The 21,739-nt window shown below is 43.1% G+C and carries 28 protein-coding genes; 19 read left to right on the plus strand and 9 right to left on the minus strand.

The window, feature by feature from the left end; translation table 11 throughout:
• Positions 1–5: 5 nt before the first annotated feature.
• The 4 genes from ilvA (at position 6) to IGK85_RS05260 (ending at position 4,302) form a co-directional block, all read left to right on the plus strand.
• Positions 6–1,259 carry a threonine ammonia-lyase IlvA gene (ilvA, locus tag IGK85_RS05245; RefSeq protein WP_035007051.1) on the plus strand — a complete coding sequence of 418 codons (1,254 nt, stop codon included), beginning with the start codon at positions 6–8 and terminating at the stop codon, positions 1,257–1,259.
• 166 nt (positions 1,260–1,425) lie between these two features.
• Positions 1,426–2,475, plus strand: coding sequence for a hypothetical protein (locus IGK85_RS05250; RefSeq protein ID WP_008381049.1), 1,050 nt, complete (start codon positions 1,426–1,428; stop codon positions 2,473–2,475).
• On the plus strand, positions 2,476–3,735 hold the full coding sequence (locus tag IGK85_RS05255) for a tetratricopeptide repeat protein (RefSeq protein WP_008381050.1): 1,260 nt from the start codon (positions 2,476–2,478) through the stop codon (positions 3,733–3,735).
• A 9-nt stretch (positions 3,736–3,744) separates the two neighbouring features.
• Complete coding sequence (locus IGK85_RS05260) at positions 3,745–4,302, plus strand: YpiB family protein (protein ID WP_008381051.1); 558 nt, start codon at positions 3,745–3,747, stop codon at positions 4,300–4,302.
• Between the two features lie 44 nt (positions 4,303–4,346).
• Here the strand turns inward: IGK85_RS05260 and IGK85_RS05265 are convergent, their stop codons facing one another.
• Positions 4,347–5,252 carry a YitT family protein gene (locus IGK85_RS05265; RefSeq protein ID WP_005237068.1) on the minus strand — a complete coding sequence of 302 codons (906 nt, stop codon included), beginning with the start codon at positions 5,250–5,252 and terminating at the stop codon, positions 4,347–4,349.
• Between the two features lie 136 nt (positions 5,253–5,388).
• Here IGK85_RS05265 and IGK85_RS05270 point away from each other — a divergent pair, with 136 nt between their 5' ends.
• The 4 genes from IGK85_RS05270 (at position 5,389) to IGK85_RS05285 (ending at position 7,842) form a co-directional block, all read left to right on the plus strand.
• Complete coding sequence (locus tag IGK85_RS05270; RefSeq protein WP_008381054.1) at positions 5,389–5,739, plus strand: nucleotide pyrophosphohydrolase; 351 nt, start codon at positions 5,389–5,391, stop codon at positions 5,737–5,739.
• Positions 5,726–6,940, plus strand: coding sequence for a CCA tRNA nucleotidyltransferase (locus IGK85_RS05275; protein ID WP_008381057.1), 1,215 nt, complete (start codon positions 5,726–5,728; stop codon positions 6,938–6,940). The genes IGK85_RS05270 and IGK85_RS05275 overlap by 14 nt, the downstream gene beginning before the upstream one ends.
• 7 nt (positions 6,941–6,947) lie before the next feature.
• Positions 6,948–7,316, plus strand: a complete 369-nt coding sequence (locus IGK85_RS05280) for a thioesterase family protein (RefSeq protein WP_008381059.1) — start codon at positions 6,948–6,950, stop codon at positions 7,314–7,316.
• 67 nt (positions 7,317–7,383) lie between these two features.
• Positions 7,384–7,842 (plus strand): hypothetical protein, encoded by a 459-nt coding sequence (locus tag IGK85_RS05285; RefSeq protein WP_008381061.1) that lies wholly within the window; start codon positions 7,384–7,386, stop codon positions 7,840–7,842.
• 34 nt (positions 7,843–7,876) lie between these two features.
• Here IGK85_RS05285 and IGK85_RS05290 read toward each other — a convergent pair whose 3' ends face one another.
• The 7 genes from IGK85_RS05290 to IGK85_RS05320 all read right to left on the minus strand — a co-directional run bounded on the left by IGK85_RS05290 (position 7,877) and on the right by IGK85_RS05320 (position 12,705).
• Positions 7,877–8,152: a hypothetical protein gene (locus IGK85_RS05290; RefSeq protein ID WP_008381063.1), complete on the minus strand. Its 276-nt coding sequence runs from the start codon at positions 8,150–8,152 to the stop codon at positions 7,877–7,879.
• Between the two features lie 143 nt (positions 8,153–8,295).
• Positions 8,296–9,690: a Y-family DNA polymerase gene (locus tag IGK85_RS05295; protein ID WP_005237054.1), complete on the minus strand. Its 1,395-nt coding sequence runs from the start codon at positions 9,688–9,690 to the stop codon at positions 8,296–8,298.
• A 254-nt stretch (positions 9,691–9,944) separates the two neighbouring features.
• Positions 9,945–10,331, minus strand: coding sequence for a VOC family protein (locus IGK85_RS05300; protein WP_008381067.1), 387 nt, complete (start codon positions 10,329–10,331; stop codon positions 9,945–9,947).
• Between the two features lie 64 nt (positions 10,332–10,395).
• On the minus strand, positions 10,396–10,806 hold the full coding sequence (fosX, locus tag IGK85_RS05305) for a FosX/FosE/FosI family fosfomycin resistance hydrolase (protein ID WP_008381069.1): 411 nt from the start codon (positions 10,804–10,806) through the stop codon (positions 10,396–10,398).
• Positions 10,807–10,876: 70 nt separating this feature from the next.
• Complete coding sequence (locus IGK85_RS05310) at positions 10,877–11,128, minus strand: hypothetical protein (RefSeq protein ID WP_005237045.1); 252 nt, start codon at positions 11,126–11,128, stop codon at positions 10,877–10,879.
• A gap of 330 nt (positions 11,129–11,458) precedes the next feature.
• On the minus strand, positions 11,459–11,608 hold the full coding sequence (gene rpmG / locus IGK85_RS05315) for a 50S ribosomal protein L33 (RefSeq protein ID WP_005229384.1): 150 nt from the start codon (positions 11,606–11,608) through the stop codon (positions 11,459–11,461).
• Positions 11,609–11,745: 137 nt separating this feature from the next.
• Positions 11,746–12,705, minus strand: coding sequence for an ABC transporter substrate-binding protein (locus IGK85_RS05320; RefSeq protein ID WP_008381073.1), 960 nt, complete (start codon positions 12,703–12,705; stop codon positions 11,746–11,748).
• A 202-nt stretch (positions 12,706–12,907) separates the two neighbouring features.
• On the opposite strand from IGK85_RS05320, the gene IGK85_RS05325 reads away from it, so the two are divergent.
• The 9 genes from IGK85_RS05325 to IGK85_RS05365 all read left to right on the plus strand — a co-directional run bounded on the left by IGK85_RS05325 (position 12,908) and on the right by IGK85_RS05365 (position 19,167).
• Positions 12,908–13,699: an ABC transporter ATP-binding protein gene (locus IGK85_RS05325; protein ID WP_005237041.1), complete on the plus strand. Its 792-nt coding sequence runs from the start codon at positions 12,908–12,910 to the stop codon at positions 13,697–13,699.
• Complete coding sequence (locus IGK85_RS05330; RefSeq protein WP_008381077.1) at positions 13,696–14,676, plus strand: FecCD family ABC transporter permease; 981 nt, start codon at positions 13,696–13,698, stop codon at positions 14,674–14,676. The genes IGK85_RS05325 and IGK85_RS05330 overlap by 4 nt, the downstream gene beginning before the upstream one ends.
• Entirely contained in the window at positions 14,676–15,653 is a 978-nt protein-coding gene (locus IGK85_RS05335) for a FecCD family ABC transporter permease (protein WP_008381079.1), read from the plus strand. Before IGK85_RS05330 ends, IGK85_RS05335 begins: the two co-directional genes overlap by 1 nt.
• A gap of 90 nt (positions 15,654–15,743) precedes the next feature.
• Positions 15,744–16,283 (plus strand): 5-formyltetrahydrofolate cyclo-ligase, encoded by a 540-nt coding sequence (locus IGK85_RS05340; protein WP_008381081.1) that lies wholly within the window; start codon positions 15,744–15,746, stop codon positions 16,281–16,283.
• 12 nt (positions 16,284–16,295) lie between these two features.
• A complete protein-coding gene (locus IGK85_RS05345) occupies positions 16,296–16,964 on the plus strand; it encodes a rhomboid family intramembrane serine protease (RefSeq protein WP_005237037.1) in 669 nt (222 codons plus the stop codon).
• 30 nt (positions 16,965–16,994) lie between these two features.
• Positions 16,995–17,204, plus strand: coding sequence for a YqgQ family protein (locus IGK85_RS05350; RefSeq protein ID WP_005229394.1), 210 nt, complete (start codon positions 16,995–16,997; stop codon positions 17,202–17,204).
• Positions 17,204–18,175 (plus strand): ROK family glucokinase, encoded by a 972-nt coding sequence (locus tag IGK85_RS05355; RefSeq protein WP_008381084.1) that lies wholly within the window; start codon positions 17,204–17,206, stop codon positions 18,173–18,175. The genes IGK85_RS05350 and IGK85_RS05355 overlap by 1 nt, the downstream gene beginning before the upstream one ends.
• An 82-nt stretch (positions 18,176–18,257) precedes the next feature.
• Positions 18,258–18,659 carry a rhodanese-like domain-containing protein gene (locus IGK85_RS05360; protein WP_005237036.1) on the plus strand — a complete coding sequence of 134 codons (402 nt, stop codon included), beginning with the start codon at positions 18,258–18,260 and terminating at the stop codon, positions 18,657–18,659.
• Between the two features lie 151 nt (positions 18,660–18,810).
• On the plus strand, positions 18,811–19,167 hold the full coding sequence (locus IGK85_RS05365) for a DUF488 domain-containing protein (protein WP_008381086.1): 357 nt from the start codon (positions 18,811–18,813) through the stop codon (positions 19,165–19,167).
• A 56-nt stretch (positions 19,168–19,223) separates the two neighbouring features.
• On the opposite strand, the gene IGK85_RS05370 is transcribed toward IGK85_RS05365, so the two are convergent.
• Complete coding sequence (locus IGK85_RS05370; protein WP_017144401.1) at positions 19,224–19,391, minus strand: DUF3042 family protein; 168 nt, start codon at positions 19,389–19,391, stop codon at positions 19,224–19,226.
• A gap of 150 nt (positions 19,392–19,541) precedes the next feature.
• Here IGK85_RS05370 and IGK85_RS05375 point away from each other — a divergent pair, with 150 nt between their 5' ends.
• Together IGK85_RS05375 and galE are read left to right on the plus strand one after the other, a co-directional pair.
• A complete protein-coding gene (locus IGK85_RS05375) occupies positions 19,542–20,699 on the plus strand; it encodes a galactokinase (protein ID WP_008381089.1) in 1,158 nt (385 codons plus the stop codon).
• 41 nt (positions 20,700–20,740) lie between these two features.
• Positions 20,741–21,739, plus strand: a complete 999-nt coding sequence (gene galE / locus IGK85_RS05380) for a UDP-glucose 4-epimerase GalE (protein WP_008381091.1) — start codon at positions 20,741–20,743, stop codon at positions 21,737–21,739.

Raw genomic sequence — 21,739 nt, forward strand, 5'->3', positions numbered from 1 at the left:
CGCGTTTGTTGGTGACAGTTTCTGCAATCGAACAAGCATATGAACGACTGCGGGGAGCAGTTAGTCATACACCGCTGCAGTATGATCGCTTTTTATCTGAAAAATACCAAGCGACGGTTTTGTTGAAGCGAGAGGACTTGCAAAAAGTCCGCTCCTTCAAATTACGAGGTGCCTACTATGCGATCACCCAAGCAGATCCTGTGCAGACCAGTCGTGGCGTCGTCTGTGCCAGTGCCGGAAATCATGCCCAAGGCGTTGCTTATACCTGCCAAGAACAGCAGATCCATGCGGTCATTTTCATGCCAACAACGACGCCGCAACAAAAAATCGCGCAAGTTCTCTTTTTCGGCGGAGACTACGTCAAAATCGAATTGGTGGGAGATACCTTTGATGCGGCGGCGCAGGCTGCCAAACAATTTGCAAAAGAAAAGCAAATGGCTTTCATTGCTCCTTTTGATGATCCCAATATTATCGCAGGACAAGGAACAGTAGCCGTGGAAATGTTGGCGGATGCTGAAAAAAAACAAGTATCGATCGATTTAGTGGTGGCTGCCATTGGTGGCGGTGGTTTGATCAGCGGGACCGCAGCCTATTTGAAAGAAAAGCAGCCAAATATAAAAGTTGTTGGAGCAGAACCTGTAGGGGCCGCCTCGATGCAAGCAGCCTTTGATCACCAAGGACCGGTGGCTTTAGAGCATATTGAAACCTTTGTCGATGGTGCGGCAGTCAAACAAGTCGGAGCTCAGACCTATGCCCATGCCAAACGCTATGTGGATCAATTGGTAACGGTGGAAGAAGGTGCAATCTGCCAAACGATTCTAGAATTATACAGCAAACAAGCGATCGTCGCTGAACCAGCTGGTGCCTTGAGCGTGGCAGCCCTGGATGAGATCAAAGAGCAAATCAAAGGCAAGACGGTCGTCTGTATTGTGAGTGGTGGTAACAATGATAGTTCCCGCATGGCAGAGATCGAAGAGAAATCACTGATTTATCAAGGATTGAAACATTATTTTATCGTCAATTTCCCACAACGTCCCGGTGCGTTGAAGGAATTTGTTAGCCATGTATTAGGGCCTGATGATGATATCACGAGGTTTGAATATACGAAAAAAATCAATCGTGGAACAGGACCAGTAATGCTGGGAATCTTGTTGAAACAAAAAAACGATCTACCCGCATTACTGTCACGAATTGAACAGTTTGATCAAGGCTACATCAACCTTCAGCAAAATCAATCACTTTACTCGCTTTTGGTTTAGAAAAAAACATGGTTTCCTTTGTAATACAGGAAACCATGTTTTTTGCTTTTTGGCATAGAATCATGGGACAAATCGGCGAAAATACTTCCTAATGGTTAGCGATTTAGTAGGTGTTTCAGCGGCTTCTTGCTATAATAGTAAGTAGTAGCAACAAAGGAGTGAGCCGATGGAAGCTGTTTTTTACAGAAATGAGCAAGAAACCCAGATCTCTTACGGGGAAACATTGGCATCGGTCATGAAAGGACAGTCGATCGAGCCGCAGCAGGTGATCATTTTGACGAATCAGCGTTATTATGACCGCTTTTCAGAAAAAGTAACCCGCCTGTTTTTGCCGCGCGAGGTCAATTGGTATATTTGTACCAACCAAATGTATTGCAACAACTTTAGTGAATTTAAGGCCGCAATGGATTTCTTCGGTCGCTTTTCAAAGCAAGAGTCCTTGTTGATCGTCGGGTTTGGGAATGAAGGTGTATTGGCACTGAGCAGTTTTATCCATGCGACTTCGGTCCTATCGACACAGCTTTGGTTGATTCCTGTTTCCTTGCGGGCCTTAGCCAAAAGTGTCAAAGAAACAGCGATCGTTGTGAAAAAGCCAGATATCCCGATGCTGGAAAATCCTAATGCACCACAATTTGTTATTTTCGATCAGACGATTGCCGAAAAGCAAATCGATGGGAAACTTGTCGACTTTTTGACCCTGATCCGTGGTGGCGTGCTTGCCGATAGCGATTTTTTAAAGGAACTTTATCGAACGTACCCCAGTCATCAGGCATTGATGAGACACTCGTTGGCAGCTTATACCAATCAGCTGATCCAATTGTATCAGCAGTCGGGACGCGAATTAGAGGAGTTTGGGCAACTCTTTGCCGATGCTGCTTATCAAACAGAAAATGGTCACTTGCTGTCTGATGCGATGAAATTGTTCTTTGGCTTTTTGTTTCATTTTATTTGGACAGTCCAGCAGCAGCAGTTGACTGTCGATCTGCCAGTATTTTGCCAATGGCTTGCACGATTAGGCTTTCCTATCGAATTGCCCGAGTCTTTTTCCTTAAGCGAATATTTCAGCCGTGTACTAGAATTGCAGCAAAAAGAAAAAAAACTGTTATTTTTGGCAAAAGTTGGTACAATAGGGGGCAGAACGGAAATCGAGGAGAAAGATCTTGTCCAGACGATGGAGACTTATCAGCGATTAATCAATGAGATTCGAGGGGTCTAAATGGAAACTTATAGTGAAAAAATGTTAAAAGCACTAGCCGCAGAAGAGTTGGCTGAAGCACAATTGAATTTTACCGAAGCACTGCAAAAAGATGATGATGAGACACTTGGCGCTTTAGGCGATGAATTACTGCAGATCGGTTTTTTAGAAGAGGCGAAAACGTTATTTGAAACCTTGCAGCAGCGGCATCCTGAAAATGAAGCTTTGCTGCTTCCTTTAGCGGAAATTGCGATGGAAGAAGACCAGATTGAAACAGCCTTCACCTATATCGATCAAATACTACCAACGAGTGAAGCTTATCTGCAAGCCTTGTTATTGAGTGCGGATCTCTATCAACTGATCGGTATTCCGGAAGTCAGCGAAGCCAAATTAAAAGAAGCGCAAAGCCTTGTGCCAGAGGAACCCTTGATTCGTTTTGCCTTAGCTGAGTTAGCTTTTTCAACGGATCGCTATCAAGAAGCTGTTGACCTTTATCAAGGATTGCTGGAAGAAGATATTACGGATATTTCGGGGATTTCGATCGTTGAACGGACCGGAACTTCATTGAGTATGGCAGGTAAGTTTGAAGAGGCGTTGGAATATTTTGAAGCAAGCTTAGAAGACGAACAGACGGACGAGCGTCTCTTTCAAACGGCTTTAGTCTATTTGCAGCTGAAGGAAAATGAACAAGCGATTCGCTACTTGCAGCAGTTGCGGGTCATGAATCCCCAATACCGGGCCTTGTATCTTTATTTGGCTGAAGCACTGCAAGAAGAAGAACAGCTGGAAGAAGCGCAACGTGTGATCGAAGAAGGGATTCATGAAGATCCATATCAAGTGGATTTCTATCATTTTGCTGCCGAGAATGCTTACCGACTTCATGACAGTGAAGCAGCCGAGTCATTTTTACTTAAAGCACTGGAAACTGGTGAAAAAGAAGAGGATACATTACTGACTTTAAGTAATTTATACTTGAATGAAGAGCGTTGGCAAGAAGCGATCTTGGCGATCGAGCGAATGGAAGACAATGAACAGCCTCACGCTTTATGGAATCTAGCGCAAGCCTTCAATGCGTTAGAAGATTTTGACAAAGCAGCAAAATATTACGAAGAAGCCAATGCTGATTTGCACCATGAACCGGCGTTTATGAAGGAATACGGCATTTTCTTACGTGAAGAAGGGCGTTTACCTGAAGCTCTTCATTTGCTACAACATTATTTGGCACACGAACCAGGTGATTTAGAAGTACAGTCGATCGTGGAGGACTTATTAGAAAGATAGGTGAGAGAAATGAACATCAATGTACAAGAAAAGAAAAAGTTTCTTAATTGGTTAGTTTCGACCGTTTCCTTCAGCCGCCGAGAAGTCTCTTGGGTGTTAAACTATCTGGCGAACCATGAAGCGATCTTGGCCAATGTTCATTTTGTAGAAGGGGCAGCCGCAGCCAAACGGGGCTTAAGTGTCCGCAGTACGGAAGTTGGAGGCGAACCCTTTGTCTTGAGTATCGAAGGACAGACCTTTTATGACATTGATCAGATTTTTCACGAGATTCGCATGAATTGGAAACAACCCTTGTATCTTGAATGTCTCTTTCCAGATTCTTGGTCGCAATCCTTTTATTTAGCAGTTTTAGAAGACAATCCTTATGAACGTTGGAACGACCACTTGGATCAAGAAATGACCCAACATGTTACCCAGTACCTTGAAAAAGAAGAAGCAAAAACCAAAATTGATACCTTGTATCGGCAGATCGATCTAGCATTGGAAAATGGGGATCGTGATGCCTTCTTGGAACTTTCCGATGAAGTAAATCGGCACTTGCTCCAACAAAAAGAAGAAAGCCGCTGACAAATAAAAAAGCAGTCCTTTAACCGGGACTGCTTTTTTAGTCTTTATTTTGTTTTAGAGACCGCTGCTTTGCGCTGTAAGAACCGTGACTTAGGTCTTAAGTAGGTAAAGCCTTCGCCTTCGACTTCATGGACATTGATGACAGAAACAAACGCTTGCGGATCAAAGTCATGAACAATGCGCTTGACTTCAGAAATCTCCCGTCCGCTGACCACCATATAAATGATTTGTTTCGATACTCTTGAGTAAGCCCCTTCGCCCTGTAAAAACGTGACACCGCGTTCCAATTCATCCATTAAAACAGGAGCTATCTCTTCGCTGTGATTGCTGATCACTAAAATCCCTTTGGCTGAATAGCCGCCGTCTAAGATCGAATCGATCACACGAGTGAAGACATAAGAAAAAATCAAGGTATACATCATGCGGTTCAAATCTATATAGGTCAAAGAAAGCAACAGGACGAACACATCAAAGATCAAAAGCGACCGCCCGATCGTCACCCCAAAGTTTTTCTCTAAAATGCGCGCCAGTACATCGACGCCACCTGTTGTTCCACCGACTTTGTAGACGATCCCACTACCGATCCCTGCAATCAAACCAGCCAAGAGTGCGACGATCAGTAGATCATGCTGTAGATCGATCAACAGGGGAACACTCTGCCAAAATGCCAACCAAAAAGACAAACCAAAGGTTCCTAAAATCGTATACACTAATGAGCGTCGACCAAGAATTTTGCCACCGATCAAAATGATCGGAATATTTAAGATCAATGTACTAATGGCAGGATTGATTCCCCATAAGGCTCGCAGGATCAAGGTGATCCCTGTCACACCGCCTTCTGCTAAGTCATTTGGGATATTTAAATAGACTAGACCGAAGCCATAAATACTCGTACCGAAAATAATCAAAACAATGTCGCGAATCGTTCGCCATGAAAAAAATGCCCGCATCCTGTTTCCTCCGTTATTCAACTTCCACAAGTATCAATGTAGCACGAAATCATTGAATGTACAACAAATCCTGAGGGGGCTCTATCTAGGCAGGCAGCCATTCTTTTGGTAAGATAAACGAGAAAGGGTGAAGAAGATGACAGATAAACGTTCCTTGGCATCGATGCAAGAAGAAGTCGACGCCTATATTCAACAATTTAAAACTGGCTATTTCAGCCCCCTCGCCCAAATGGCTCGTTTGACTGAAGAAGTTGGCGAATTGGCGCGAGAAGTAAATCACTATTACGGGGAAAAAAATAAAAAAAGCGATGAAGTTGAAAAGACCGTGGCAGAAGAACTGGGCGATGTACTCTTTGTGACGATGATCATGGCCAATTCACTAGACATCGACCTGACTGAAGTGTTTGAGGAAAATATGGCAAAATTCAATCAGCGGGATGCGTATCGTTTTGAAAGAAAAGATGGGAAAGTACATGAAGCTGACTAAATTACCAAAAGAATTTGCAGAAGCTGCGCCACTCCTAAAAAAAATCGAAGCCGCGGGCTATGAAGCATACTTTGTTGGCGGCAGCGTGCGGGATACGATTTTAGGCCAGCCGATCCATGATGTCGATATTGCTACCAGTGCGTTTCCAGCCGAAATCAAGGCGCTTTTTCCTCGAACCATTGACATTGGTATCGAGCATGGGACGGTGCTGGTCTTGTGGGAACAGGCGCAATATGAGATTACCACCTTTCGAACCGAAGCCGCCTATCAGGATTATCGCAGACCTGACAAAGTTGATTTTGTCAGGTCCTTGAAAGAAGATCTAAAGCGGCGGGATTTTACCATCAATGCATTGGCACTTCAAGAAGATGGGGTCATCATTGATCTTTTCGATGGTCTGGCAGATATCGACAATCAGATTTTACGAGCAGTGGGTCACCCGCAGGAACGTTTCCATGAGGATGCCCTACGAATGATGCGGGGGCTGCGTTTTGTCAGTCAATTGGGCTTTGTTTTAGAAACAGAAACATTGGCTGCTATCCATGCGAATCATGCCTTGTTGGGGAAAATCTCTGTTGAACGGATCATGATTGAATTCGTGAAATTGCTGTTAGGCAATCATCGGAACCAAGCACTGCGGGCGCTAGTAGAAACCGAATGCTATATCTATTGCCCATGCTTGCGGGAATACGGTGAGGCGTTACTGCGGATGGCAGACCTGCCAGCGATCCCATTAGAAAACGAAACGACGGCTTGGGTATTGCTCATTGACCAAATCGGTTTAGCTCCTGAGGCAGTCCGCAGCTTTTTAAAAGCTTGGAAATGTTCGAATGACTGCATCCGCCAAGTACAAACGGTCTATCAAGCACTGCTAATGCGTCGAAACGGCGAATGGAACGATCTGCTGTTGTATCAGTTCGGTTTAGAAGCAACCTGTTTAGCTGAAGGATTATTGCGTTATGACAAGCTGCCCAATGATCCAGCAAAAATCAGTCAGCGCTATCAGCAGCTACCGATCCATTCACTGAAGGAGCTGGCGATCAATGGACGTGATTTACTGCAGACAGTTGATCGTTCTTCTGGTCCGTGGCTCAAAGAAGTCTTGGCCGCTGCCGAAGCTGCAGTCATCACACGAAAAATCCCTAATGAAAAAGAAGCACTATTGGCGTTTGCTCAAGCATATTTAGCGAAGGAGGGATAACTGAAGAATGGAAAGCAAAAAAGACTTTCTCGTTGACCTTCAAGACACTGCGGCTGTTTTGGGTTCTGGCGGTTTAGCGGTTTTAGCAACCCCTCGACTGGTCGCAATGGTGGAAAACACCTGTTGGGAAGCCCTTGAGCCTACTTTAGATAAAGGGTTTACCACCGTTGGTACAAAGTTTTCGATCGATCATTTGAAACCTTCGCCAGTCGGAGCGACAATCACAGTTCTTATACAATGGGAAAAAGAACAAGGATTCCAGTTTGATTATCAGGTGACCGATGGGGCGCAACAACTCATTGCCAAAGGGACTCATCAACGAGCGGCGGTGGAAATCTCTCGGTTTATGAAAAAAGTCAACGAAAACCAAAGTTAATTTGTGTCCCAGTAGCGACTATGTGTTAGAATTAAAATGTATTATTAATAAAAAGGAGCGTTTTGTCATGGCTAGAGAAATGAAAGCTTTAAAATTTTATTTCCGTAATGGAGAAACATGGACGATCGAGCGCCGTTACATCGGTGACTTATGGATCAAACAAATCACGACCAGTTTTGGCCGTATCCACGGAAGCGAATTCGTTGAGATTCATCCATGTGCTGGGTTCAAAATTGAAATCTTCCAAGAAGGCGATCATGTGGCAACACATGACATCAACTTAGGCGGACTTGAATTAGGGATGTTTGCTCGTGCGTTGAAATATGAAGATATTGAACGGATGGAAATTCTTTACCGTAACGGTACACCGGATCTTGTTTATTTCCCATACAAGGACAAAGATACGGAAGGATTGGATAATGTATACCAATCAACAAAAATCAGTGAAAAAACGAAGAGTCTGTATATCGTGATCGACCCAAATCAAACGGTTGATGATGTTTATCAAGAACATTTCGAAGAATAAGAAAAACGCAGAACCAGTTGGTTCTGCGTTTTTTTTAGAATGTTTCTTGGAACATATCCGTATACTTTTTTAATAAAAGATAATCTTCGGCATATTCATCCTTTAAAACGATTGTATCGCCAAAGAAACTCTTACGAGCATGTTGAATGATCCGATGCTGAATATCTTTTTCCAGAAGGTAATCGATCTCAGACTGTTTCAGGTTTTGTGCAGCAGTCGCCCGATTCTTTTCTAAATATTGCAGCAAATCGTACTCAAGGTGTCCCGCACCATTGATGACTCGTTTGTATTCGATTTTGTCAATTTTCATCTGCTCACACTCCTTGCTATTAAAGTACCTTAGAAAGAAGTAAAGGGGGAGATGGGGGCCTCGAAATTACATAAATCTTTAAAAAATGGATCGTTTGTTAATGTTATCTTAAGATTTGTCATCGAAAAGGAAAGAAAAACGAGTCAAGTGCCGGTATTTTTTGAACCATCAGCAAACGGTTCTTTTTCTTTTTGCTGATGGACAGGTCCTATGTTGGCGATCCCATCTAGACCACCAGCGTGACCACCGACTAATTTGCTGCGTGCAATGGCACGAGCGCCTTCCATTCGGCTTGTGGCATGAACGATCGAAGTGAAGCCGTATTTCTCACGAATCTTATCGATGATCAAATCTAATTTACGCTGGCGTAATTGCGTTTCTGCTTGCTCAAAAAGATCCAGCTGGACATTTTCTGTATAAACCAATTTTGAATAGGTGATACCGATGTGGCGAACGACTTGCCCGGTATAAAATTTTCGAAAGAGAAATAGGCAATGAGCCACAAGCTTACGTGTATTGTCAGTTGGCGGGATTTTCATTTGTCGGGAAAAGCCAGAGGCAGTTTCACCAAAGGCTACGCCGATGTAAACATTGATACAAGCGGTCTGACAATGATGGCGGCGAATTCGAGCGGCAACTTGCTCCGCCATTTCCTTGATGACGATCTCGATTTCTTCTTGTAAATAATAATTGCGATGTAGGACCTGACTATTGCCGTAGCTTTTTTCCATGACCTGCGGTGTCGGTTCGGCTAAAATGGTGCGGTCAATGCCGTGAGCGTGATGGTAGAGCTGCTCACCAATGATTCCCATGCGACTGCGCAAAAGATCAGGACTGGCATGAGCCAATTGTTCAATAGATTCAATCCCCATCAAGTGAAGTCGTTTTTCTGTGCGTCGACCGATTCCCCAAAACTCAGTCATGGGGTTGATTTGCCAAACTTTTGTCGGGACATCTTCGTAGGTCCATTCGGCAATCAAGGAACGGTTGTGTTTGGATTCGTTATCTAAAGCTAGTTTTGCTAACAAAGGATTGTCACCAATACCGATGGTGACATACAATTTCGTTGTTTCGTAAATGTCTTTTTGAATTTGCTGGGCAATCAGCCAACGTTTTTCTTCGCGAGAAATCGTGTTATCAGGAATGAAAAGATCCAGTGTACGGGTCAGATCCATCATCGTTTCGTCGATTGAATAGAGCAGCAAATCATCTTGTCCAACATATTTGCGAAAGACATCATTGACTTTGGTGTTTTCTTTGATATAAAAACTCATACGTGGCGATGCTTTGTACAAATCGGGATGCGTCGGCAGATTGTCATTGCGGGTCACATTTGAAATTCCTAAAGCCGATTTTGCCTTTGGGGAAGCCGCTAAGATTAAGCCGTTTCCAGTATTGTCAGAATGAGACATGACGACCAGCATCGCTTGGATAGGGTCTAATCCGCGCGAGATGCATTCGACAGAAGCATAAAAACTTTTGACATCGATAAATAAGATATCGCGTTTTGGCTCGAGCGCATAATTAAAACCACCCATTTTTATCACTCCTTACCGAGATTATACGAACGTTTGTTCTTTTTTGTCAAGCGAACAGGAGCGGATGGGTGGATTTGTTTTTTTATAGAGAGATTATTTTTGGTTTATAATGATGGGAAACGTTGTTTTATAAGGGATAAATTCATTTCAGGTTATCAGAATCCGATTGGACATAAAAACGTGATTTTGTCTTTTTACCCGAAGGTGTGATTAAAAAAACAGCCGATCCATTGGACCGACTGTCGTAGCTTAAATCAATTTTCGGCAGGTAGCATTGCAAACAAACTTAAGAGATTGCCGTCTATATCTTTGACGATGGCATAGCGTTGCCCCCAAAAGGCACACCAAGGTTCTTTGAAAGACTGATACCCGGCAGCTACGACTTTTGCATGAAGGGCATCAACCTCTTCAGGGGAATCACATAAAAAGGCTAATTCAATCGTATCTCCCACAGTCATTGGTGAATGCCCATAGATTCCGGCAACCATTTTGCGGCTATTCAAGGAGATGCGAACCCCGTCGTTTGCTAATTCCATATAATCTTCTGAGTGCTGACCTAATGGTGTGAAGCCAAGTACTTGATAAAAAGCCAGTGCCTGTTCCATGTTTTTTGTGATAATACCAACCATATCTAGTTTCATTGTTTTCTTCCTTTCTTGTGGGAATTCTTTCCATAACAGTCAATGCAGTTGCTAGCAATGAAGATTACCTCGTTTCTGTCAGACGGTAATGGTGCAACCGTTCAGCCAACGTACCAGTGTGTAGTTCAAACAAATGATTGTCATCATCGTAAAAATAAATGGAAGCACCTTCGCCTTTGATACGAGAACGATCTTTTTCGATCTTCAATCCTAGTCCTTGGATGCGCGTAATCAAGGAATCGATTTGAGTTTGATCGATTTTAAAGGCAATATGGTTATACGTTTTCGGCAGCTTCTGGGAGGCATCCTCCATAACAGCAAGCCATAAGCCATCGATCAAAAAGAATTTTTCTGGGAAGTAAGAATGGGGCTGGTCTCGGCTATCATAAATTTCCTCTGCTTCAAACAATGTTTCCAGCATCGTTGTCGTCTTTGCTAAATTCTGTACGATCAACGTGATATGGGAAATCTCCATCGCATCAACACTCCTTCGTTATGACGAAATAGGGGAAAGAGAAACAATTAGTATCAAAATAAGCATTATGTTAGTGATTGTAAAATACCAATAGGAAGAGCAGAACATAAAACAGTGCATCAGTTGTGCAAGGAATAACTTTCTTCTTGTATTTTGTCCAAAAGAAGACATTTATTAAGAAGAGGATAATCACTGTCGGTAAGCTAAAGGTCCAAGCAGGGTGTTTAATGAAAATGAAAAGCATATTTCCAATAAGAGCAAAAAGAAAAGCGCCATAAAACAGACGATAGTTACTAGGTAGATACGTAAAATTGCCAAGCATGGGTTCACCTCCTGTAGGCAGTATAGCATGAAAGGATCGACTGGCACTCAAAGTATATTGAAAGGACAGCTAGAAGAAAAAGCTAGTTCATGTTCTATGTGCCGCCTTTGTTGAACATTAGTTTCTTTTTTACATTATACATTAAAATTTATTTATACGTCGCTTCAAAGAAAAAGTTGGCTCAAAAGTTCAAAGCAAATAAGTGAAAATAGGGGAGTGGTTGTGTAAAGAGGGAAATAAAAATGCAGCAGCTATCATTGCAAAATGTCTGAAAAAAAAGAAGTTCGCAAACGCCTTGGTTATCAGCGTTTGCGAACTTCTTAAATAGCATTATTTTGTTTCGCGGTGTAAAGTAACTTTTCTTTCACGTGGGCAATATTTTTTCTTTTCCAAACGATCAGGATTGTTACGTTTGTTTTTGTTTGATAAGTAGTTGCGTTCTTTACAAGAAGTGCACTCTAATGTGATGTTTACGCGCATGATTTTCCCCCCTAACGATACAAGAATCCTCTAAGAAATCTCTCAGACTAAAATATAATAGCATGTTTTGTGCGGGAATGCTAGCTTTTTCCTGAAATTTGTTAAGTAGTTTTACTTGACGAATTACTTGAAACGTATTAGTCCAATTTGCTCTGGATATCTTCGATCATTTTGGTATAGGCGATCGGACCGTTGTAGAGCCAGCTTGATTCGGGACCGAATTCCCATAAATGATTGTTTTTGACTGCATCAAGATTTTGCCAGACTTGTTCGCTGAAAAAATCAGCACCTTTATCACTATTCACTAAAATCAAGTAATCGGCATCCAATTCTGCCAATTTTTCCAGAGAAACGGCAGACCAGTCAGCAGTGGCACTTTCACTGATTTCTGAAACAAGCGAGGGAACTTCAAAACCGAGTTCGTGATACAGCAGTTGACCACTTGATTTTGTTTCTGAAACCATGAAGACAGAATTATTGACCACCCATAAAACAGCAATCGACTTGCCTTGGATTTGATCAGCGTACGTTTCCTTGGTAGTAGCGACTAAGTCATCATAATCAGCTTCTACTTGGGCAGCTTCCTCTTCTTTGTGTAAGACCTTTGCGATATCTGTCAGACGTTCACGCCAGGTTACTTCCTCGCCATTTGTGACCACATAGGTCGGCGCGATCTTACTGTACTGATCATATTTGTCGCCTTCCACCATGGAATTGCTATCCATCAGCAGTAGGTCTGGCTCAAAGCTCAAGACATCTTCATAGGGCAGATCATAGTTGATTCTTGGCACATCTGCTAGTTTGTCTTGCAAGTATGCTTGATCACTGTCATTGCCGACTGTCCATTGAGCAACCGGGGTTACTCCTAAAGCGACCAAATAATCTTCCAAGTAACTACCGATCACCCGTTGTGGGTTTTCGGGAACAGTGACTTCATTTCCCATCGCATCGGTAAAGGTTGTTGCTATTTCTGAAGAAGTAGTGGCTTTTCCACTGCTATCCGTTGAGTCATTATTCGTACCGCAAGCACCCAGTAGGGTAAGGGAGCAGGCTGCTAGCAGGGTAAGCCAAGTACTTCTTTTTGACCATTGTTTCATAGAAAAACTTCCTCCTTTGTTAAAAGATGAGCACTTATCATTTTAATTGAGAATAATTCTCATTTGCTGATTGCTATTATTACGGAGAAACGCTGATTTGTCAATCTTATTTTTTTATTTCCTTTTTTTAGAACTATTGACGAATAGTAGGATTACATTCATAATTGATAAGCATTATCAATCAATTATTTTGGGGACGAATATGGCGAAATTACGAACAGTTGACTTGAGTGTCGGCTATCAAAAACAAAAAATTGTGCAAGATCTAACAATTGAGATTCCAGAAGGGAAAATCATCGGCTTGATTGGTCCGAACGGCAGTGGAAAATCGACATTTTTAAAGGCACTCGCCCGAATTTTACAGCCTTTGTCTGGTGAGGTCCTATTAGATACACAAAACCTCCAGAACATCAAAACCAAAGAAGTGGCTAAAAAGATTGCGCTGCTTTCACAAGTTAGCGACTCATCGATTGGCTTGACGATTCGCGAAATTGTTTCTTACGGTCGTTTTCCCTATCAAAAAGGACTGAATAGTTTATCGGAACAAGATCTTGCAGCGATCGACTGGTCTTTGCAGGCAACTGGTTTGACGGCACTAGCAGAAGAAGTGATCAGTACGCTGTCAGGGGGGCAAAAGCAGCGCGTTTGGATCGCCATGGCACTGGCGCAAGATACGGATATCGTGATTTTAGATGAACCAACAACCTTTTTAGATCCTGCGCATCAATTAGAAATTTTGCTCTTATTACAGCAAATCAATAAAACCTATGGGAAAACGATCATTATGTCGATTCATGACCTGAATCATGCGTCACGTTTTTCTGATTATATTTACGCATTAAAAGGTGGAGAGCTTTTGGTTTCCGGTACACCGGAAACGGTACTGACCAAAGAATGGCTGCAGCGTTTGTTTGAGATCGATGCCGTGTTAGGTACCTTTCCTAATAGTACAAAGCCGCTGGTCTTGACCTATGAGTTAGGAGCGCAGATATGAAAAAGTTTCCTTGGCTGCTGCTGCTTTTTAGTGGCTGCTTTATTATCTGTTTCTTTTTAGCGATCACTCAAGGAGCAGCGGACCTTTCTTTTGAAACGATCTGGGATGCCGTCTTTGCTTTTGATTATGAGAATCAGCTGCATCAAGTCTTGCGCAATATTCGGTTGCCACGTGTTTTGGCTGCTTTTCTAGTAGGAAGTTGTTTTGCTGTTACAGGAGCCATCATGCAGGGGATTACGAGAAATCCCTTGGCAGATGGTGGTCTTTTAGGTGTCAATAGTGGGGCTGCCTTGGGACTAGCGATCGCATTTATCCTCTTTCCTAGTGTGCAACCGAGTCAAGCGGCGCTGTTTTCCTTTTTTGGTGCGTTTGCGGCAACTGGGCTGCTTTTTTTACTGACCAGATACGCCAAACTAGGCATGTCGCCCACGGGACTGATTTTGGCTGGTGTGGCATTAAGTTCTTTTTTCTCAGCCATTAGTCAAACTCTGTCATTGCAATTTGATTTAAACCAAGAGCTAGCCTTTTGGTTTATCGGTGGTGCGGCGAATGTGACTTGGCAGCAACTGCGTTTTGTGGGCCCCATCTATCTGATCGCCATCGTTTTTGTGCTACGGCTAGGAAAAGCCCTCAATCTGTTAGCACTAGGAGATGACACCGTCATTTCATTAGGCAAGCACCCGCATCTGATTCGGGCATCTGCCTTACTGTTAGTCGTAGTTTTGGCGGGAATGGCGGTTTCACTTGTTGGACCGGTCAGCTTTGTCGGCTTAATGGTTCCTCATGTCGTGCGGGGGATGGTGGGCAAAAACTACCAATTGATTTTGCCTTTGACGATCATTGGAGGTGGGACCCTAGTGATGGCCGCTGATCTGGCAGGTCGCTTGATCAATCCCCCTTTTGAGACACCCTTTGGGATACTGATGGCATTGATCGGTGTGCCTTTTCTATTGGTCAAGATACGGAGGGAAGACTGATGAAAAAAACACTCTTTGTTTTTTTTCTACTGGTGATGGCGGCTTTTTTAGGAAGTGTCATGGTGGGAAAAACAATCTTAACCTTTCAGACATTAGGGGCAATCATTCAAGGTACGGCTTCTTCGAGTCAGGTACTGACGTTTACTGAGTTTCGACTACCACGGGCTTGTCTGGCGCTGATCGCCGGCGGTGCCTTTGGTTTTTCTGGTTTTGTCTTGCAGGGGGTGACGAGAAACGAGCTGGCTGATGCAAGTATCGTAGGAATCAACAATGGCGCGGGTCTCTTTGTAATGATCTACTTAGGGGTTTATACCCAAGGATCGCAGCTTTTACCTGTCGTTGGGATCTTCGGTGGCTTGTTGGCTGCTGTACTGGTCTATTTGATTGCCTATAAACACCGCCAATTGTTGTCGGTGGAGCGAGTGCTGCTGGCGGGAATCGCCGTCAATGCAGGGTTGGCCGCGGCTACTTTACTTTTTACGGTGGAATTATCAAAAGACCGCTATCGCTTTGTAACAGCATGGCTTTCTGGATCTATCTGGGGAACCTCGTGGCAGCAAATTACCAGTCTGCTTCCTTGGGTCATCGTATTGTCTGTCGCAGCTTTCTGGACCGTACCTAAACTTAATCTGCTTGGTTTTGGTGAGGAACAGGCAATTAGCTTAGGGGTTTCTTTGACACGGTTGCGGACGTGGTTTTTAGTGATTGCGGTTGGTTTGGCTGCCAGTACGGTTGGCTATACCGGTAATTTAGCTTTTGTGGGCTTATTGGCGCCTCATATCGCCAAGGGACTCATCGGCAGAGAATCTCGCAGTGCCTTTTTCTTAGCGGGAATGATCGGCAGTCTGCTGGTCTTAGTAAGTGATACGATCGGTCGTTTACTATTGACAAGCGGTGAGATCCCAGCTGGTATCATCATTTCTATCGTGGGGGCACCGTACTTTGTCTTTTTACTGATCCGGCGTAAAGAAGGATGAGCAGATAGTCATTATCTTGCCAAGAAATCTGCGATTCTAGTTTGCTATTTGGACACAGTTTTTGGTACTATTTCTGAGAGGAGTGATCCAATGGAAAAACCAGTCATTAGAGAGCACATGATCCAAACATTAAAAAAAATGCCGAGCAAACAAAAGCAGCAGAAAGAAACGGTGATTTTGCAGTTGCTGTTTTCTTCTCAGCTTTGGCAAACGGCTAAGTCAGTAGGAGTGATCCGTTCGTTGCCATTTGAATTTGATACAGCGGCTATTTTTGCTAAAGGATTTGAACAAAACAAACGAATCGCAGTGCCGAAAGCACAACAAAAAAAATTGCAGTTTTATCATGTGGAGCCGGCAACGCGTTATGAAACGTCGGCATTTGGGGTTGAAGAGCCGATCAGTGAGCAAGAAGCCCATCACTTGGATTTACTCATTGTTCCCGGCTTGGCTTTTTCGAAAAAAGGCTATCGCATCGGCTTTGGCGGCGGCTATTATGATCGTTTCTTGTCAGCTTTTGATGGCAAGACCGTTTCTTTGGTCTTCGGAGAACAATTCAACGATCAATGGACACCAGATGTATTCGACATTCCAATCGATAAAATCTATACGGATTCGCTTATTCGCACGTAAAGGAGCACGTCAATGAATTCTCAAATGAAAAGATGGCTGAATCAGCCGATCTTCACGTATCTATTTTTAGCTATCCAAACTATTGTGTTTATCTTGGGTTATTTTAGTCCCTCTATTCAATCAGGCGGGGTGATGTTTGGTCCGTTTGTCGTCTATTTAAATGAATATTGGCGTTTCGTTACCCCAATCTTTCTGCATTTCGGGTTGGCACATTTTGCAATCAACTCTGTGATTCTATATTATATGGGGCAACAAGTAGAAGCCATCTATGGTCATAGCCGTTTTTTTGCCTTGTATTTACTAAGCGGCATCATGGGCAATACCATGAGTTTTGCTTTCAACCAAATAGGGGTTCAATCAGCAGGCGCTAGTACTTCATTATTCGGGCTTTTCGGGGCATTTTTGATTTTAGGTTGGCATTTTAGAAATGATTACCGCATCCAAGCAATGGTACGGCAATTTGCCCTATTCGTTGGATTGAACCTGGTTTTTGGGGTGTTTGATCAAACGATTGATATGTGGGGACACATTGGCGGGATCCTCGGTGGGTTATTGTTAGGGAATCTTTTGGCATTGCCAAAGAACTATGGAAAATATTCGATCCACACCAGAATCCTCTCTGGCGGACTCTTTGTTTTCTTATTGGCTATTTTTGTGATATATGGTTTTAAAAAATATTAATTACTTGTATAATAAGCAGGAAGTGGTTAAATGGAAACGTTATATGACGTACAACAATTACTGAAACAATTTGGTGTTTACGTATATGTCGGCAAGCGGATCTACGATATAGAACTGATGCAAATCGAGTTGAAAAACTTTTATGACAGTCGCTTGATAGATCGGGATGTATATCTGACTGCCCGGCGAATTCTTACGCGGGAGCATCGAATTGAAGAAAGCCGGGAGGAAAACAAGTGATGGACAAAAAAATCATCGGAATTGATTTAGGCGGAACAACTGTGAAATTCGCTATTTTAACGAGCGAAGGCGAGATTCAGCAAAAATGGAGTATTGACACCAATATTCTTGATGAAGGCTCACATATCGTGCCAGAAATCGTGGCATCGATCAATCATCGCCTAGAATTATATGGCTTACAGCCGGAAGCATTTATCGGTATTGGTATGGGGACACCAGGAAGTGTCGACCGTGACAAAGGAACCGTCATAGGTGCCTACAATCTGAACTGGAAAACACTTCAGCCAGTCAAAGAACTGATTGAAAAAGGCACAAAAATCCCATTTGCCATCGATAACGATGCCAATGTAGCAGCTTTAGGTGAGCGTTGGAAAGGGGCAGGGGATAACAATCCTGATGTCATCTTTATCACACTAGGTACAGGTGTTGGCGGCGGTATCATCATGGAAGGGCAATTGCTTCATGGGGTTGCTGGTTGTGCCGGAGAAATCGGTCATATCACTGTTGATCCTGAAGGGTTCGAATGTACTTGCGGCAAACGTGGTTGTTTAGAAACTGTTTCTAGTGCGACGGGTGTTGTGCGAGTTGCTCGACAGTTGGCAGAAGAATATGCTGGCGACTCGGCATTGAAACAACAGCTGGACAATGGGGAAGATGTTTCAAGTAAAGATATTTTTGAAGCGGCTCAAGCAAACGATTCATTTGGCTTGATGGTCGTTGATAAAGTGTGCTTCTACCTTGGGTTGGCATGCGGAAACCTAGGAAACACATTAAATCCATCAAGTATCGTTTTAGGTGGAGGCGTATCGGCAGCCGGTGAATTTTTACGTGAACGGGTTGCTGCCTACTTTGCTCAATTTACCTTCCCACAGGTAACGGAAAGTACTGAAATCAAATTGGCCGAACTTGGGAATGATGCCGGTGTGATTGGGGCAGCATCATTAGCTTTGCAGTTTGCAGCAAAAGCATAGATGACAAGCTGCTAGGCAATGATACATTAAAGCAGCATAAATCAAAAAAGAATGTTTGTTACAATAGAGAGGAATAGAAGAAATGACACCAATTATGTGGCTAAACTTGGTTTTGGCATTAATAATCTTAGCAATCGCTTTGAACTGGGCGTATTTTCAAATTATGGGACGCCGTTCAGCAACGATCATCTCAGAAGATGAATTTAAAGCAGGAATGAAGAAAGCCCAAGTGATCGACGTTCGGGAAAAAAATGAATTTGACAGTGGGCATATTTTAGGGGCGCGTAATATTCCCTTTACGGTTTTAACCAATTCCTTCAGCGCATTTCGTAGAGATCAACCAATCTACTTATATGACACGCGTAAATCGTTGAGTATTCGGGCAGCAAATAAATTACGTAAAGAAGGCTTTACCAATGTCTATATCCTAAAAGAAGGGTATGAAGGTTGGAGCGGCAAGACGAAAAAGAAAAATAGTTTATAAAACAGAGAACTCAAGGCAAAAGAACACAAGCAAATTTGAATGAGTGACGAAACACCAAATGGAGTGTTTCAAGTAAGTCATTATTCAATTTACATTGTGGGCTTTTGCCTTTATTTATAGAACTTAGGTCTATCGATAAGGAGAGTGTGCGTTGATCAAGCGAAAAAGAATTTATGAAGTGGCGGAAACGACAGATGGCTATCGGGTATTGGTGGATCGCATCTGGCCTAGAGGAATGAAAAAGGAGGCAGCCCAGATCGATCTATGGCTCAAAGCAGTCGCACCAAGTACTGAATTGCGCAAATGGTTTGGGCATGATCCTGAACGTTTTGATGACTTTAAAGGCTGCTATCTACAAGAATTAGAGAAAGCGCCAGCTAAAGATGCCTTGGCACGGTTAAAAGCGTTGGTTGCTGAACAACAGACCGTGACCTTACTATACGGAGCGAAAAATGAAGAACAAAATCAAGCCGTGATTTTGCAGGACTTACTGGAGAAGGCAGAATGATTACCTAAAAGAGCCGCCAGCCTATTGAAGGCTGACGGCTCTTTTGTAGCAAATGATTAGCGGGCAACGCTTTTACGCATCGCGCGTTTCCGTTTTTCATCATGATCTGCTTGTTGTTCGTCAATTGGATCAATCACTTGTTTCTTGACCGTCATAACAACACTTGCAGCTGCAGCAACCGTTGCGACTGTTCCTACTAAAAATCCTGAAAGAAATCGTTTCATCATTAAACACCTCGCCTTTAGTTATAGGTTCATTATGAATGAAAACGGAAAAAATATCAAAAAAAATCACTTTTGGGATTGAAAACGCTTGAAATAATTTAGTAAATAATTTACAATAAGTTTACTAAAAAGAAAGTGGGAGTGAGAAAAATGGAGCAATTGCAACAGATATTTATTGATAAATTTGGAACAGCAGGCACAGGCATGTATTTTGCGCCAGGGAGAATCAACTTGATCGGTGAACACACAGATTACAATGGCGGTTATGTTTTCCCGGCGGCAATCACATTAGGGACGTATGCAGTAGCACGAAAACGTGAAGACCAGTTGATCCAACTCTATTCAGAGAATTTTCCAGAAAAAGGCGTGATCTCCTTTCAGTTAGATGAGCTAGATTACCGAAAAGAAGATGATTGGACAAACTATCCGAAAGGGGTCGTTCGTTTCCTAAAAGAAGCGGGGCAAGGGATCGATCGTGGCTTTGACATCGCTTTTTATGGCAACATTCCGAATGGCGCAGGTCTTTCTTCTTCTGCATCGATTGAATTGCTGACGGGGGTTTGTCTAAAAGATCTCTTTGATTTAACCCTGAAGACCTTGGACTTAGTTAAAATCGGCAAAAAAGTCGAAAATGAGTTTATTGGCGTTAACTCAGGGATCATGGATCAATTTGCGATCGGAATGGGTCAAAAAGACCATGCATTGCTTTTAGATACGAACACTTTAAATTATGAAGTCGTACCAGCGGCATTTGGTGATTATGTCGTAGCGATCATGAATACCAATAAGCGCCGCGAATTGGCTGATTCTAAATACAATGAACGACGTGCAGAATGTGAAGAAGCATTAGCTCGTTTGCAAAAATCATTAGCCGTTGATTCATTGGGCGCATTGGACGAAGCAACCTTTTTTGCAAATACAGCATTGATCGATGATCCACGCTTGATCAAACGGGCGAAACATGCAGTGACGGAAAACCAACGGACATTAAAAGCAAAAGCCGCTTTGACTGCTGGTGATCTTGAAGAATTCGGCCAGTTGTTAAATGCTTCGCATGCTTCATTGCGGGATGATTATGAAGTGACAGGGCGTGAACTAGATACATTAGTCGCAGCTGCTCAAGCGCATCCTGCTGTTTTAGGTGCGCGGATGACTGGTGCGGGCTTTGGCGGCTGCGGGATCGCATTGGTCAAAGCAAGTGAATGGGCTGATTTTGAAGCGTCCGTCAAAGCAACCTATTTAGCAGAAATCGGCTACGCAACCGACATTTATCAAGCAAGTATTGATGATGGTGCACGAAAACTGTAGAATAAGAAATGATGAAGGAATTTAGAAAGAAGGCTGAAAATATGGCGATTTTAGTATTAGGAGGAGCCGGCTATATCGGTTCTCATGCAGTCGATCAATTGATCGGACAAGGAAAACAAGTCGTTGTCGTTGACAATTTGCTGACAGGACATCGCCAAGCGATCCATCCAGCAGCAACCTTTTATGAAGGGGATATTCGCGACAAAGCATTTTTACAATCGGTTTTTGAAAAAGAAATGATCGACGGCGTGATTCACTTTGCTGCCAGCTCTTTGGTGGGGGAATCCGTAGAAAAACCATTGAAATATTTCAACAATAATGTGTATGGGATGCAGGTCCTCTTAGAAGTGATGAAGGAACATCAAGTGAAACATATTGTCTTTTCTTCTACAGCAGCAACCTATGGGGAACCTGATCATAGTCCAATCACGGAAGAAACCCCAACAAATCCTAAAAATCCTTATGGCGAAAGCAAGTTGATCATGGAAAAAATGATGCGTTGGTGCGATGAAGCCTATGGTATGAAGTATGTCGCATTGCGTTATTTCAATGTGGCTGGCGCGAAGTCGGATGCTTCGATCGGTGAAGACCATGATCCAGAAACACACTTAGTACCGATCATCTTACAAGCTGCTTTAGGACAACGAAAAGAAGTCGCGATTTTTGGGGAGGATTACGATACTCCAGATGGGACTTGTGTTCGTGATTATGTCCATGTCGAAGATCTGATCGCTGCTCACCTGTTGGCATTAGAATATTTACAAAAAGGCAATGAGAGCAATGTCTTCAATTTAGGCAGCAATCATGGGTACTCTGTGAAAGAAATGGTGGAAGCGGCCCGCAATGTAACGAAAAAAGAGATCCCAGCCAGAGTGGCGCCTCGCCGTGCCGGTGATCCAAGTACCTTAGTGGCATCGAGTGAAAAAGCACGAAAGGTTTTAGGCTGGAAACCAGTCTATACCGACGTCGAAGCAATCATCGAGACTGCTTGGAATTGGCATGTCAGCCATCCAAATGGGTATCAAGGGCAGGAGGAATAA

Origin of the sequence: Enterococcus sp. AZ015 (assembly GCF_050499225.1) — a bacterium.
Taxonomy (GTDB): domain Bacteria; phylum Bacillota; class Bacilli; order Lactobacillales; family Enterococcaceae; genus Enterococcus_D; species Enterococcus_D entomosocium.

Coding starts and splice junctions, on each gene's coding strand:
- IGK85_RS05340 (WP_008381081.1), top strand. CDS start 15,744: ATGGAAAAACCAGTCATTAGAGAGCACATGATCCAAACATTAAAAAAA.
- galE (WP_008381091.1), top strand. CDS start 20,741: ATGGCGATTTTAGTATTAGGAGGAGCCGGCTATATCGGTTCTCATGCA.
- IGK85_RS05295 (WP_005237054.1), bottom strand. CDS start 9,690: ATGGGTGGTTTTAATTATGCGCTCGAGCCAAAACGCGATATCTTATTT.
- IGK85_RS05360 (WP_005237036.1), top strand. CDS start 18,258: ATGACACCAATTATGTGGCTAAACTTGGTTTTGGCATTAATAATCTTA.
- IGK85_RS05325 (WP_005237041.1), top strand. CDS start 12,908: ATGGCGAAATTACGAACAGTTGACTTGAGTGTCGGCTATCAAAAACAA.
- IGK85_RS05250 (WP_008381049.1), top strand. CDS start 1,426: ATGGAAGCTGTTTTTTACAGAAATGAGCAAGAAACCCAGATCTCTTAC.
- IGK85_RS05345 (WP_005237037.1), top strand. CDS start 16,296: ATGAATTCTCAAATGAAAAGATGGCTGAATCAGCCGATCTTCACGTAT.
- rpmG (WP_005229384.1), bottom strand. CDS start 11,608: ATGCGCGTAAACATCACATTAGAGTGCACTTCTTGTAAAGAACGCAAC.
- IGK85_RS05290 (WP_008381063.1), bottom strand. CDS start 8,152: ATGAAAATTGACAAAATCGAATACAAACGAGTCATCAATGGTGCGGGA.
- IGK85_RS05300 (WP_008381067.1), bottom strand. CDS start 10,331: ATGAAACTAGATATGGTTGGTATTATCACAAAAAACATGGAACAGGCA.
- IGK85_RS05310 (WP_005237045.1), bottom strand. CDS start 11,128: ATGCTTGGCAATTTTACGTATCTACCTAGTAACTATCGTCTGTTTTAT.
- IGK85_RS05330 (WP_008381077.1), top strand. CDS start 13,696: ATGAAAAAGTTTCCTTGGCTGCTGCTGCTTTTTAGTGGCTGCTTTATT.
- IGK85_RS05270 (WP_008381054.1), top strand. CDS start 5,389: ATGACAGATAAACGTTCCTTGGCATCGATGCAAGAAGAAGTCGACGCC.
- IGK85_RS05335 (WP_008381079.1), top strand. CDS start 14,676: ATGAAAAAAACACTCTTTGTTTTTTTTCTACTGGTGATGGCGGCTTTT.
- IGK85_RS05355 (WP_008381084.1), top strand. CDS start 17,204: ATGGACAAAAAAATCATCGGAATTGATTTAGGCGGAACAACTGTGAAA.
- IGK85_RS05280 (WP_008381059.1), top strand. CDS start 6,948: ATGGAAAGCAAAAAAGACTTTCTCGTTGACCTTCAAGACACTGCGGCT.
- IGK85_RS05350 (WP_005229394.1), top strand. CDS start 16,995: ATGGAAACGTTATATGACGTACAACAATTACTGAAACAATTTGGTGTT.
- IGK85_RS05255 (WP_008381050.1), top strand. CDS start 2,476: ATGGAAACTTATAGTGAAAAAATGTTAAAAGCACTAGCCGCAGAAGAG.
- IGK85_RS05275 (WP_008381057.1), top strand. CDS start 5,726: ATGAAGCTGACTAAATTACCAAAAGAATTTGCAGAAGCTGCGCCACTC.
- IGK85_RS05265 (WP_005237068.1), bottom strand. CDS start 5,252: ATGCGGGCATTTTTTTCATGGCGAACGATTCGCGACATTGTTTTGATT.
- IGK85_RS05260 (WP_008381051.1), top strand. CDS start 3,745: ATGAACATCAATGTACAAGAAAAGAAAAAGTTTCTTAATTGGTTAGTT.
- fosX (WP_008381069.1), bottom strand. CDS start 10,806: ATGGAGATTTCCCATATCACGTTGATCGTACAGAATTTAGCAAAGACG.
- IGK85_RS05375 (WP_008381089.1), top strand. CDS start 19,542: ATGGAGCAATTGCAACAGATATTTATTGATAAATTTGGAACAGCAGGC.
- IGK85_RS05370 (WP_017144401.1), bottom strand. CDS start 19,391: ATGAAACGATTTCTTTCAGGATTTTTAGTAGGAACAGTCGCAACGGTT.
- IGK85_RS05285 (WP_008381061.1), top strand. CDS start 7,384: ATGGCTAGAGAAATGAAAGCTTTAAAATTTTATTTCCGTAATGGAGAA.
- IGK85_RS05320 (WP_008381073.1), bottom strand. CDS start 12,705: ATGAAACAATGGTCAAAAAGAAGTACTTGGCTTACCCTGCTAGCAGCC.